Origin of the sequence: Paraburkholderia sp. BR10937 (genome assembly GCF_040965695.1) — a bacterium.
Lineage (GTDB): Bacteria > Pseudomonadota > Gammaproteobacteria > Burkholderiales > Burkholderiaceae > Paraburkholderia.
The window spans coordinates 20,690-33,405 of sequence record NZ_JBFRCL010000053.1 but is presented as its reverse complement, the minus strand read 5'-3'; the positions used below and the strand labels follow the sequence as shown (position 1 = coordinate 33,405).

The window sequence follows — 12,716 nt, the reverse complement described above, 5'->3', positions numbered from 1 at the left end:
GCGCACGAAAAAGGCTTTACGGTTTGAGCGAGCGGCAGAATTCGACGATGCGCTGCGCGCCCTCGATGCACTCCTCGACGTCGGCGACGAGCGCCATGCGCACGAAGTCTTTACCCGGATTCGTGCCATGCGCCTCGCGCGCGAGGAACGAGCCGGGCAGAACCGTCACATTATAGTCGGCGTAGAGACGCTGGGCGAACGCGGTGTCCGTGAGGCCGGTGCGCGCGACGTTGGCCCAGAGATAGAACGCGGCGTCGGGCAATTTCACGTCGAGCACGTCGGCGAGCATGGGCGTGACGGTCGAGAACTTGCGCACGTATTTCGCGCGGTTTTCGCGCACGTGCGCCTCGTCGCCCCAGGCCGCGATGCTGGCGGACTGCCAGACCGGCGACATGGCCGAGCCGTGATAGGTGCGGTACAGCAGGAACTGCTTGAGGATGGCGGCGTCCCCGGCGACGAAGCCCGAGCGCATGCCCGGCGCGTTCGAGCGCTTCGAAAGGCTCGACAGCATGACGAGGCGCTCGAAGCCGCGGCCCAGCTTGTGCGCCGCTTCGAGACCGCCGAGCGGCGGCGTGGCTTCGTCGAAGTAGATCTCCGAGTAGCACTCGTCCGAAGCGATCACGAAGCCGTAGCGGTCGGAGAGCGCGAACAGCTCGCGCCAGTCGTCGAGCGTGATCACGGCACCCGTGGGATTGCCGGGCGAGCACACGTACAGCAGCTGCGTGCGCGCCCAGACTTCTTCGGGAACCTGCGAATAGTCGCAGGCGAAGTTGCGGGCCGGATCGCTGTTCACGAAGTACGGCTCGCCGCCACCCAGCAGCGCGGCGCCTTCGTAGATCTGGTAGAAAGGGTTCGGGCAGAGTACGATCGCCCGCTTTGCCGGGTCTTTCACGCCCGCGGTCGGGTCGATCACGGCCTGCGCGAGCGCGAACAGCGCCTCGCGCGAGCCGGACACAGGCAGGATTTCCGTGTTCGCATCGATGGCCGGCAGCCCGTAGCGCGCCTTCACCCAGTTCGCAATCGACTCGCGCAGCGCCGGGGTGCCCGCCGTGGCCGGGTACGACGAGAGGCCGTCGAGAGAAGCGACGATGGCGTCGCGGATCAGCGCCGGCGTCGGGTGTTTCGGCTCGCCGATCCCGAAGCTGATGTGGCGCAGGCCGGCGTTCGGCGTGACGTCCTTGAAGAGCACACGCAGCTTTTCGAAGGGGTAGGACTGAAGGGTGTCGAGTAGCGGATTCACTTGGGGCTGGACAGGCGTGAGCGAAAGACGGATGGCGTGGCGCGCAGGATTGGAGTGGCCACTGCGGGCCGGCGAGCCGTTTGCACCGCGCTGGGCGAAAAAACGGATGCGCGGCGCGGCCTTGCGGCTGCAAGCGGTCGATTATAGCGTGGCGCCGCTGCTGCTGCGGGCGCCGGCCGGATCCCGCCCCGGCGCCGCCGGTGCCGGCCGGGCGACACAATAAAGGAAAAGCATGAAATCTTCGAACGACGTTTCGAACCGCGGCGCAGGCGCGGCGAACGCGCGGCCGGCCCAAGGGCAGCGCGAGCCATGAGCCAGAGCACGGGCTTGCGCGCCGCCTGGCCGACGCTCGCCATCATGATTGGCGCGTCCGTCTGGGGTTTTGTCTGGTATCCGCTACGCATGCTGGCGGCCGCCGGGCTCACCGGTACGGCCTCGAGCGCGGCAACGAGCGCGGCCGGCTGCCTCTTCGTGCTGGTGCTGCGCTGGCGCTCGCTCGCGAGCGTGCGCTGGCACTGGGTGCTGCCGATGCTCGGACTCGCCGCGGGCGTGACCAACGTCGGCTTCGTGTGGGGCGCCATCCACGGCGAAGTGATGCGCGTGCTGCTGCTCTTTTATCTTACCCCGGCGTGGACGGCGATCTTCGCGCACTTCATCCTGCACGAGCGCCTGAACTGGGCGGGCGGCGCGCTTGCCGCGCTTTCGCTGCTCGGTGCGGTGCTGATGCTCTGGTCGCCGCGGCTCGGCGTGCCGCTGCCCGCCAACGCGGCCGAATGGGCGGGGCTGATCGGCGGCATGGGTTTCGCGATGAGCAACGTGCTGGTGGTGAAGACGAGCCGCGTGCTGCCGCACATGAAGCCCGAGATGCGCACGGCCGTGATCTTCGCGGGCGCGGCGCTGTTCGGCGCACTGACCTCCTGTTTCGAGCCGATGTCGACCGCGCCGGCGGGCGAGCATCTCGCGCGCGTCGTGCTGCTCGTGCTCGCGCTCGGCATCGTGCTCGGCAGCAACAACATGCTCGTTCAGTACGGGCTCGCCTGCGTGCCGGCGAACCGCGCCTCCATCATCATGCTGTTCGAGATCGTCGTGACGGCGCTCACGTCGTGGCTCTTCGCCGGCGAGACGCCGGGCCCGCGCGAATGGGCGGGCGGCGCGTGCATCGTGCTGGCTTCCCTGCTGTCGAGCTGGGTGCACCGGGCACAGGATGCGCGCAAGCGCGGCGCGCACGCGAGCGCCGATGCGAGCGTCATGACCCACGCCGACGCGAGCCGCACCGATGACGCGGACGCCGCCGACGGCAACGGCCCCGGCGGCGACGATGACAACGGCGGCGGCAACGGCGACGGTAACGCAGGCGGCGGGACGGGCCCAGGGCCTTCCCGCGCGCGGAATGGCGCGCGTGCGATGGTATGATTGCCGCTGATTCCCGTCGGCCGCACGCGTGCATGCGCGTTCGTACGGCGAGCCGTGGCGGCTGCCCAGTGCGCACTCCGCCGTCGCGCGATCGATTGCGGATGCGCGGCGGCAAGCGAGGTACGGCACGGGCGGTCCCGTTCACCACTATTCAAACAGCGATATCGCCGTGCGTCTGACCTCGATTAAACTCGCTGGCTTCAAATCATTCGTCGATCCCACGCATTTCCAGGTTCCGGGCCAACTCGTCGGGGTGGTCGGGCCAAACGGCTGTGGGAAATCCAACATCATCGACGCGGTGCGCTGGGTGCTCGGAGAATCCCGGGCGTCCGAGCTGCGCGGCGAGTCGATGCAGGACGTCATCTTCAACGGTTCCACCGCGCGCAAGCCGGGCAGCCGCGCGAGCGTCGAACTGGTGTTCGACAACGCCGATGGCCGCGCCGCCGGCCAGTGGGGCCAGTATGCCGAGATCGCCGTGAAGCGCGTGCTCACGCGCGACGGCACCTCGAGCTACTACATCAACAACCTGCCGGCGCGCCGGCGCGACATCCAGGACATCTTCCTCGGTACGGGCCTCGGCCCGCGCGCCTACGCGATCATCGGGCAGGGCATGATCGCGCGGATCATCGAGGCGAAGCCCGAAGAGCTGCGCGTGTTCCTCGAAGAAGCCGCGGGCGTTTCGAAATACAAGGAACGCCGCCGCGAGACCGAAAACCGCCTGCACGACACGCGCGAGAACCTCACGCGGGTCGAGGACATCGTGCGCGAGTTGTCCAGCAACCTGGAAAAGCTCGAGGGCCAGGCGGTCGTCGCCACGAAATACCGCGAGCTGCAGTCCGAGGGCGAGGAAAAGCAGCGCCTCCTGTGGCTCCTGCGCAAGAACGAGGCAGCGGGCGAGCAGCAACGCCAGCAGCGCGCGATCGAGCAGGCGCAGATCGACCTGGAGCGCCATACCGCGCAGCTGCGCGAAGTGGAAGCGCAACTCGAAACGCTGCGCGTGGCCCACTACTCGGCGAGCGACGCCATGCAGGGCGCGCAGGGCGCGCTTTACGAGGCGAACGCCGAGGTGAGCCGCCTCGAGGCCGAGATCAAGTTCATCGTCGAGTCGCGCAACCGCGTGCAGGCGCAGATCGCCGCGCTCACCGCGCAGCGCGAGCAATGGCAAGTCCAGGCGCAGAAGGCGCAGGACGATATCGAAGACGCCGAAGAACAGCTGGCGATCGCCGAGGAAAAGGCGGCGCTGGCCGAGGAAGATGCGGCGGCGAAGCAGGAAGCGCTGCCCGCGCTCGAAAACCGCTGGCGCGACGCACAGGCGCAACTGAACGACGAGCGCGCGGGCATCGCGCGCACCGAGCAGGCCATCAAGCTCGAAGCCGCGCATCAACGCAACGCCGACCAGCTGCTCCAGCAGCTTCAGCAGCGCCACGAGCGTCTGAAGTCGGAGGAAGGCGGCCTCGACGCGCCCGACGAAGCCCAGCTCGAAGAGCTGCGTATGCAGCTGGCCGAGCAGGAGGAAGTCCTGCACGAAGCGCAGGCGCGTCTCGGCGACGCTCAGGAAACAGTACCGCGCCTCGACGCGGAACGCCGCGCCGCGCACGAGCGCGTGCAGGCGGAAAATGCACAGATTCACCAGTTCGAAGCCCGTCTCGCTGCACTCAAGCAGTTGCAGGAAAACGTGCAGACGGAAGGCAAGATCCAGCCGTGGCTCGAACGTCACGAACTGGGCGCGTTGCCGCGGCTGTGGAAAAAGCTGCACGTCGAAGCGGGTTGGGAAACGGCGCTCGAATCGGTGCTGCGCGAGCGGCTCGCCGCGCTCGAGGTGTCGAACCTCGACTGGGTGAAGGCCTTCGCGAGCGATGCTCCGCCTGCCAAGCTCGCGTTCTACTCGCCGCCGGCCGCGGGGCAGGCGCCCGCAGCGGCCGCGGGCCTCACGCCGCTGCTCTCGCTCGTGCGCATCGACGATGCGGGCTTGCGCGCGGTGCTCACCGAATGGCTCGGCTCGACCTACGTTGCGAACGATCTCGCCGAGGCGCTCGCCCAGCGTGCGCAGTTGCCCGGCAGCGGTGCGTTCGTCGTGAAGGCCGGTCATATGGTCACGCGCGTGGGTGTGCAGCTGTACGCCGCCGACACCGAGCAGGCCGGCATGCTCGCGCGTCAGCAGGAAATCGAGAATCTCGAGCGCCAGGTGCGCGCCCAGACGCTGCTCGCCGACGACGCCCGCACGGCTGTCGTGCGCGCGGAAGCGGCGCACACCCAGGCCGCCCAGGTGCTCACGGATGTGCGCCAGCAGGCCGAGCGCGCGACCCAGCGCGTGCATGCGCTGCAGATGGACGTGCTCAAGCTCACCCAGGCGCATGAGCGCTACACCGCGCGCAGTACGCAGATCCGCGAAGAGCTCGACGAGATCCGCACGCAGATCGAAGAGCAGCGCGCGTTGCGCGCGGAGTCGGAAGCGAATTTCGAGCGCCACGATGTGGAACTCGCCGAACTGCAGGCCCGTTTCGAGGACAACCAGCTCGCCTTCGAGTCGCTCGACGAGGAACTCGGCGCGGCTCGCAATGAGGCGCGCGACCTCGAGCGTTCGGCGGCCGACGCACGCTTTGCCGCGCGCAACATGGCGAACCGCATCGAGGAGTTGAAGCGCAACATTCAGGTCGCGCACGATCAGAGCGAACGCGTAGCGGCGTCGCTCGAAGACGCGCGCGCCGAACTGGAAACGATCAACGAGCAGACTGCGCACACGGGCCTGCAGGACGCGCTGGAAATTCGCGCGCAGAAGGAAGACACGCTGCGCGCCGCGCGCGCCGAACTCGACGACCTGAGCGCGAAGCTGCGCGCCGCCGACGAAACGCGCCTTGCCGCGGAGCGCGCACTGCAGCCGCTGCGCGACCGCATCACCGAACTTCAGCTGAAGGAGCAGGCCGCGCGCCTGAACGGCGAGCAGTTCGTCGAGCAGCTGCAGGCCGCGGGCGTCGACGAGGCCGCGCTGCAGGAAAAGCTCACGGCCGATATGAAGCCGTCGTATCTGCAAGGCGAGGTCACGCGCATCAACAACGCAATCACGGCGCTCGGCCCCGTGAACATGGCCGCGCTCGACGAGCTGGCCGCGGCGAAGGAGCGCAAGACTTTCCTCGACGCGCAGTCGGCCGACCTTACGAGCGCGATCGAAACGCTCGAAGACGCGATTCGCAAGATCGACCAGGAAACGCGCACGCTGCTGCAGGGCACCTTCGACGAAGTGAACCGTCATTTCGGCGAGCTGTTCCCGCGCCTGTTCGGCGGCGGTCAGGCGAAGCTCATCATGACCGGCGACGAGATTCTCGACGCCGGCGTGCAGGTGATGGCGCAACCGCCCGGCAAGAAGAATTCGACGATTCACCTGCTTTCCGGCGGCGAGAAAGCGCTCACGGCCACGGCCCTCGTGTTCGCGATGTTCCAGCTCAACCCGGCGCCGTTCTGCCTGCTCGACGAAGTGGACGCGCCGCTCGACGACGCGAACACCGAGCGCTTCGCGAACCTTGTTCGCGCGATGTCGGACAAAACACAGTTCCTGTTCATTTCGCACAACAAGATCGCCATGGAGATGGCGCAGCAGCTCATTGGCGTGACGATGCAGGAGCAGGGCGTTTCGCGCATCGTCGCGGTCGACATGGAAACTGCGGCGGGTTTCGCCCAAAATACGGTCTAATCGATTTATACGGTCTAACGGACGGCGCGCGATGGCGCGGCCGGCGGCGCCATCGGTGACAGCCGCCGCGCGCAATGCGCGCGCCGTCGAATAAGAATTGCTGATGGAGCATGCATGGATGAGTTGACTCTCGGGTTGATCGGCGCGGGCGCCGTGGTCGTCGGGGGCGTGGTGGTGTACAACGCGTGGCAGGGCGCGAGGGTGCGCCGGCGCATGCCGCGCCCGATGCCCGAAGAGGCGGTCGAAGCGCCGCAGCGCGACGAGTTCCAGGAGCCCAGCCCGTTCATCGAACCGGCGCATGCGCCGTCGCGCCGCGAGCCGTCGCTCGCGGGCAACACGGAAGCCGAGCGGGTGGAGCCGGGTTTCGGGACCGCGGCGCCGCTCGACACGCCGGCCGACATCCAGGCGGAAACGACGACGCCCAACGGCTTTCCGGAGGCCGAATCCGGTGCTGAGGAGGCTGCCGAAAAGGCCGCTGACAAGGCGCCGGCTGCAAGTGCGGCTGCCCCGCAACCCGCAAAGGACGACGCCGACGAAGCCGAGCGCATCGAGCCGGTCATGCCGGCCGCCACGACGATCTCTTCGGCGCCGCCCGCCGTGGTCGACCGTCGCATCGACTGCATCGTGCCGATCCGGCTGGGTGCGCCGGTGGCGGGCGAGCGGGTGATTCCGTTTGCGCAGCGGCTGCGCCGCGCGGGCAGCAAGCCGGTTCACATCGAAGGCAAGCCCGAAGGGGGCGACGGCTGGGAGTTGCTCCAGAGCGGCGTGCGCTACGAAGAACTGCGCGCGGCTGCGCAACTCGCGAATCGCAACGGCCCGCTCAACGAACTCGAGTTCTCGGAATTCGTGACCGGCGTGCAGCAGTTCGCCGACGCGCTCGACGCCGCGCCCGAGTTCCCGGACATGATGGAGACGGTCGCGATGGCGCGCGAGCTGGACGGCTTCGCGGCACAATGCGACGCGCAGCTTTCCGTCAATGTGATGTCTGATGGCGCGCCTTGGTCGGCAAACTACGTGCAGGCGGTGGCGGCGCAGGACGGCCTGCTGCTTTCGCGCGACGGCACGCGCTTCGTGAAGCTCGACGCGAAGCAGAGCCCGGTTTTCATGCTGCAGTTCGGCGACACCAACTTCCTGCGCGACGACCTCACGTACAAGGGCGGCGAGCTGATCACGCTGATCCTCGACGTGCCCGTGGCCGACGAAGACATCCTGCCATTCCGCCTGATGTGCGACTACGCGAAGTCGCTCGCCGAGCGCATTGGCGGGCGCGTGGTCGACGACCAGCGCCGGCCGCTGCCGGAATCGGTGCTGCAGTCGATCGACAAGCAGCTCATGACGCTTTACGCGAAGCTGGAGCAGGCCGGCATTCCGGCCGGCTCGCCGGCCACGCGGCGATTGTTCAGCCAGTAACGCCGCGCGCCTGCAGGCGACCAACAGACGAGGCGCGACGCCCTAAGGGCGCCGCGCCTTTTTTGCGCGCAGGCGATACAGCGTAGCGGGCATCGGCACGCGTGTTGCAGTGCATTCGGGTTCGTCTTGCTGGACCTGGGCGGCAATGCGACGGAAGCGGCGTTCGCCATTCGGCCAGGGCGCTGGCGAGGCCCGTTCGGCGGCGCACGAAGATGGCCGCTCGGCCGATGCGACACGCGCTGCTTCCTGAGATAATCTGACGTCCGAAATCATTTCTCACAGCGAGTTGCCCAAGGCATGGTCCGTACTCCCGCCCGTCCTCCCGAAGAAGCCACCGCTGCGCAGCGCGCGGTGTGGTTGCGCGCCGAACTCGAGCGTGCGAATCACGCCTACTACGTGCTCGACCAGCCGGAGCTGCCCGACGCGGAATACGACAAGCTGTTCGGCGAACTTCAGCAGATCGAGGCCGAGCACCCCGACCTCATCACACCCGATTCGCCCACTCAGCGCGTGGGTGGCGAAGTCGCCGGAGGCTTCGAGCCCGTGGTCCACGACGTGCCGATGCTGTCGCTCAACAACGGCTTTGCCGACGAGGACATCGTCGCGTTCGACAAGCGCGTGGCCGACGCGCTCGGCAAGATCGAGGGCGCCGGCGTCGTCGAGGTCGAATACGCCGCCGAACTCAAGTTCGACGGCCTCGCCATCTCGCTGCGCTACGTCGACGGCGTGTTCGTCCAGGCGTCCACGCGCGGCGACGGCGCGACCGGCGAGAACGTCACGGAGAACGTGCGCACGATCCGCTCGCTGCCGTTGCGCCTGAAGGGCAAGCGCGTGCCGAAGGTGCTCGACGTGCGCGGCGAGGTGCTGATGTTCCGCCGCGACTTCGAGCGCATGAACCAGCGTCAGCGCGACGCCGGCCACAAGGAATTCGCGAACCCGCGCAACGCGGCGGCGGGCAGCCTGCGCCAGCTCGATCCGAAAATCACGGCGCAGCGGCCGCTGTCGTTTTTCGCCTACGGCATTGGCGTGCTCGAGGGCGAGCCGATGCCGGCCACCCATAGCGAGCTGCTGGACTGGTACGCGGAAATGGGCCTGCCGGTCAATGCCGAGCGCGCGGTCGTGAAAGGCGCGCAAGGCCTGCTGGACTTCTTCCGCGCCATGGGCGAGAAGCGCGACGGCCTGCCGTACGACATCGACGGCGTGGTCTACAAGGTGAACCGCCGCGACGAGCAGGACGCGCTCGGCTTCGTCTCGCGTGCGCCGCGCTTTGCGCTCGCGCACAAGTTCCCGGCCCAGGAAGCGCTCACGAAGCTGCTGGCGATCGACGTTCAGGTCGGCCGCACGGGCGCGATTACGCCGGTGGCGCGGCTCGAGCCGGTGTTCGTCGGCGGCGCGACCGTGACCAACGCCACGCTGCACAACGAAGACGAAGTGCGGCGCGAGGACATCCGCATCGGCGACACGGTGATCGTGCGGCGCGCCGGCGACGTGATTCCCGAGGTGGTCAGCGCGCTCATGGACCGCCGTCCGGCCGACGCCCACGAATTCGTGATGCCGACCGAATGCCCGGTCTGCGGATCGCGCATCGAGCGGCTGCCCGACGAGGCGATCGCACGCTGCACGGGTGGGCTGTTCTGTCCGGCGCAGCGCAAGCAGGCGCTCTGGCACTTCGCCCAGCGCCGCGCGCTCGATATCGACGGCCTGGGCGAGAAGATCATCGACCAGCTGGTCGACCAGAACCTCGTGCGCACGCCCGCCGATCTGTTCAATCTCGGCTTCGGCACGCTCGCGCAGCTCGAGCGCATGGCGGACAAGTCGGCGCAGAACCTGCTCGACTCGCTCGAGAAGGCCAAGGCCACGACGCTGGCGCGCTTCATCTACGCGCTCGGTATCCGGCACGTGGGCGAATCGACGGCGAAGGATCTTGCGAAGCACTTTGGCTCGCTCGATCCGATCATGAGCGCGTCGGTCGAAGAATTGCTCGAAGTCAACGATGTGGGCCCTATCGTCGCGCTCGCGATCCACGAGTTTTTTGCGGAAGAGCATAACCGCACAGTGATCGAGCAGCTGCGCGCGCCGGGCAAAGTAACATGGGCGGAAGGCCCGCCCGCGCCGAAGGCGCCGGTGGGCGTGCTGGCCGGCAAGACGGTGGTGCTCACGGGTACGCTGCCCACGCTCTCGCGCGACGAGGCGAAGGAGATGCTGGAAGCAGCCGGTGCGAAGGTCGCCGGCTCGGTGTCGAAGAAGACCGATTACGTGGTGGCGGGCGCCGACGCGGGCAGCAAGCTCGCAAAAGCCGAGGAACTCGGCGTGCCGGTGCTCGACGAAGAAGGAATGCGCAAGCGCCTGGAGGGGCACACGACATGATTCGCGAAATTCTCAGAATGGGCGATCCGCGCCTGCTTGGCATAGCGAGGCCGGTCGATCACTTCGACACGCCCGAGTTGCACGAACTCATTGCCGATATGTTCGACACCATGCACGCAGCCAACGGCGCCGGACTCGCCGCCCCGCAGATTGGCGTCGACCTGCAGGTGGTGATCTTCGGTTTCGAGCAGAACGAGCGCTATCCCGAGGCGCCGGCCGTGCCGCAAACGGTGCTCATCAACCCGGTCATCCACCCGCTCTCGCACGACATGGAAGAGGGCTGGGAGGGCTGTCTGTCGGTGCCGGGCATGCGCGGCGCCGTGAGCCGCTATTCGATGATCCGCTATGACGGCTTCGATCAGTACGGCACGCCCATCGAGCGGGTGGCCGAGGGCTTTCACGCGCGGGTCGTCCAGCACGAATGCGATCACCTGATCGGCAAGCTGTACCCCATGCGCATTACCGACTTCTCGAAGTTCGGCTTCACCGATGTCCTGTTTCCGGAACTCGACCCGAACAGCGACAACTGAAAATCGAAGCATCAAGAAAAACGGGAGCCAGATGGCTCCCGTTTTCATTTGGCGCGGTGTCAGGCGCCGATGTGGCCCGATGTGGCGTTAGAACGCTTCGTCGGCGGCCAGATAGCGCCATTGGCCCTGCGGCAGCGCGCCGAGCAACACGCGGCCCATGCGCACGCGCTTGAGGCCCACGACCTTGAGGCCGACCAGTTCGCACATGCGGCGGATCTGGCGCTTCTTGCCTTCGCGCAGCACGAAACGCAACTGCTCGCCGTTTTGCCAGCTCACCTGCGCGGGCTTGAGCGGCACGTCGTCGAGCGACAGGCCGTGGCGCAGTTGCGCGAGCAACTCGGGCGGGAAGTGCTGGTCGATTTCGGTCTCGATCTCGTTGTAGGTGACGCGCACGAGGTATTCCTTGTCGATGTCCGAGCTCTCGCCGATCAACTGCTTGGCCACGCGACCGTCCTGGGTCAGCACGAGCAGGCCGGTCGAGTCGATGTCGAGCCGGCCGGCGGGCGCGAGCGTGCGCAGATGCTTTGCCGAGAAGCGGATACCCGAGTGGTCGCCGTCCCAGTGGTTCTCGCCGGTGATGAGCGTGGCGGCGGGCTCATAGCCGTCCTCGGCCTGACCCGACACATAGCCCACGGGCTTGTGCAGCAGGATCGTCACCTGGCGCGCCTGCGCGGCGAGCGCGGCCGGATCGACTTCGATGCGCTGATTCGGTGTGACCTTGGCGCCGAGCGTGTCGACGACTTCGCCGTCCACATAGACCCAGCCTTTCTCGATCCATTCATCGGCTTCGCGGCGCGAGCACAGGCCCAGTTCGGACATGCGCTTGGACAGGCGCAGGGTGTTGTCGCCGTCGACTTCTTCCCGCGGCGCGCGGCGTGGTGCGGAGTCGGCGTCATCGGTGCGGCGTGGGGGCTTCCCGGCTGATTTGACCGGGCTGGCGGTCTTGCGGCCGCCGCCTTCGCGGTCATCGCGCGAGGTGGTTTTCACCGGGCGCGCGAAACGGCGCTCCGTGCCCTCGTCGCGAGTGCGTGCGGGGCGGCGCTCGTCGCTGTCCGTGCGGCGGGCGAAGCGTCCCTCGCTGCCTTCGCCGCGGCTGCGCGGCGGACGGCGATCATCGCCTTCGGTGCGCCGTTCGAAGCGACGTTCGCCACCTTCCTCGCGGCTGCGCGGCGGACGGCGGTCATCACCCTCGGGGCGGCGCGCGAAGGAGCGTGCGCCACCTTCCTCGCGGCTGCGCGGCGGGCGGCGATCATCGCCTTCGGGGCGGCGCGCAAAGGGGCGTGGACCGCCTTCCTCGCGGCTGCGCGGCGGACGGCGATCATCGCCTTCGGTGCGTCGTTCGAAGCGGCGTTCGCCACCGTCTTCGCGGCTACGCGGCGGGCGGCGGTCGTCGCCTTCGCCACGGCGCGCGAAGGGGCGTGCACCGGCTTCATCGCGGCCACGTGCGGGGCGGCGATCATCGCCTTCGGTGCGTCGTTCGAAGCGGCGCTCGCCACCTTCTTCACGGCTGCGTGGCGGGCGCCGGTCATCACCCTCGGCACGGCGCGCGAAGGAGCGTGCGCCGCCTTCTTCGCGGCTACGCGGCGGACGACGGTCATCACCCTCGGCACGGCGCGCGAAGGAGCGTGCGCCACCTTCGTCGCGGCTACGCGGCGGGCGTCGGTCATCACCCTCGGCACGGCGCGCGAAGGAGCGTGCGCCACCTTCCTCGCGGCTACGCGGCGGGCGTCGGTCGTCGCCTTCGGGGCGGTGCGCAAAGGGGCGTGCGCTGCCTTCGTCACGGCCGCGCGCAAATCCACGCGCCTCATCGCCGGTGCGACGCGCCAGGCGGCGCTCGTCGCCGAATCCGCCTTCGCGAGCCGGCCGCGCCGCGCGGTCGCCCGGGCGCTTATCGCCGGTGCGAGGCGTGGCTCGCCCAGTTGAGGAGGCGCGCACGGGCTTCCCGGCAGGAGTCTTCGCGGCCGATGCCGGCCGAGCGTCCGCCGGCCGCGCCTCTGCCGGCCGCACCGGCTTACGCGCGGTCGTACTGCCGCGGCGGACGGGGGCGCGTTCCGGAGTGGTCGGGCGC

General features: G+C 68.2%; 8 protein-coding genes. 5 read left to right on the top strand and 3 right to left on the bottom strand.

All coding sequences use genetic code 11. The features are described from left to right. Positions 1-16: 16 nt before the first annotated feature. The gene (dapC, locus tag AB4Y44_RS32520; RefSeq protein WP_368701840.1) at positions 17-1,240 is read right to left on the bottom strand and encodes a succinyldiaminopimelate transaminase; all 1,224 of its coding nucleotides are present in this window, start codon (positions 1,238-1,240) and stop codon (positions 17-19) included. A 309-nt stretch (positions 1,241-1,549) separates the two neighbouring features. Here dapC and AB4Y44_RS32515 point away from each other — a divergent pair, with 309 nt between their 5' ends. The 5 genes from AB4Y44_RS32515 (at position 1,550) to def (ending at position 10,648) form a co-directional block, all read left to right on the top strand. After that, complete coding sequence (locus AB4Y44_RS32515) at positions 1,550-2,653, top strand: DMT family transporter (RefSeq protein ID WP_368701839.1); 1,104 nt, start codon at positions 1,550-1,552, stop codon at positions 2,651-2,653. 169 nt (positions 2,654-2,822) lie between these two features. Beyond that, the gene (gene smc / locus AB4Y44_RS32510) at positions 2,823-6,341 is read left to right on the top strand and encodes a chromosome segregation protein SMC (RefSeq protein ID WP_368701838.1); all 3,519 of its coding nucleotides are present in this window, start codon (positions 2,823-2,825) and stop codon (positions 6,339-6,341) included. 114 nt (positions 6,342-6,455) lie between these two features. Beyond that, positions 6,456-7,751 (top strand): cell division protein ZipA C-terminal FtsZ-binding domain-containing protein, encoded by a 1,296-nt coding sequence (locus tag AB4Y44_RS32505; RefSeq protein ID WP_368701837.1) that lies wholly within the window; start codon positions 6,456-6,458, stop codon positions 7,749-7,751. A gap of 297 nt (positions 7,752-8,048) precedes the next feature. Further along, entirely contained in the window at positions 8,049-10,118 is a 2,070-nt protein-coding gene (gene ligA / locus AB4Y44_RS32500; protein WP_368701836.1) for an NAD-dependent DNA ligase LigA, read from the top strand. Then, positions 10,115-10,648, top strand: coding sequence for a peptide deformylase (gene def, locus AB4Y44_RS32495; RefSeq protein WP_342921372.1), 534 nt, complete (start codon positions 10,115-10,117; stop codon positions 10,646-10,648). Before ligA ends, def begins: the two co-directional genes overlap by 4 nt. An 87-nt stretch (positions 10,649-10,735) precedes the next feature. Here the strand turns inward: def and AB4Y44_RS32490 are convergent, their stop codons facing one another. After that, positions 10,736-11,635, bottom strand: a complete 900-nt coding sequence (locus tag AB4Y44_RS32490; protein ID WP_368701835.1) for a pseudouridine synthase — start codon at positions 11,633-11,635, stop codon at positions 10,736-10,738. Next, on the bottom strand, positions 11,632-12,315 hold the full coding sequence (locus AB4Y44_RS32485; protein ID WP_368701834.1) for a hypothetical protein: 684 nt from the start codon (positions 12,313-12,315) through the stop codon (positions 11,632-11,634). The genes AB4Y44_RS32490 and AB4Y44_RS32485 overlap by 4 nt, the downstream gene beginning before the upstream one ends. Between the last annotated feature and the right edge of the window lie 401 nt (positions 12,316-12,716).

Excerpts from the sequence above, each read along its gene's own strand:
- AB4Y44_RS32485 (WP_368701834.1), bottom strand. The coding sequence starts at position 12,315 with ATGACCGACGCCCGCCGCGTAGCCGCGACGAAGGTGGCGCACGCTCCT.
- AB4Y44_RS32515 (WP_368701839.1), top strand. The coding sequence starts at position 1,550 with ATGAGCCAGAGCACGGGCTTGCGCGCCGCCTGGCCGACGCTCGCCATC.
- ligA (WP_368701836.1), top strand. The coding sequence starts at position 8,049 with ATGGTCCGTACTCCCGCCCGTCCTCCCGAAGAAGCCACCGCTGCGCAG.
- AB4Y44_RS32505 (WP_368701837.1), top strand. The coding sequence starts at position 6,456 with ATGGATGAGTTGACTCTCGGGTTGATCGGCGCGGGCGCCGTGGTCGTC.
- def (WP_342921372.1), top strand. The coding sequence starts at position 10,115 with ATGATTCGCGAAATTCTCAGAATGGGCGATCCGCGCCTGCTTGGCATA.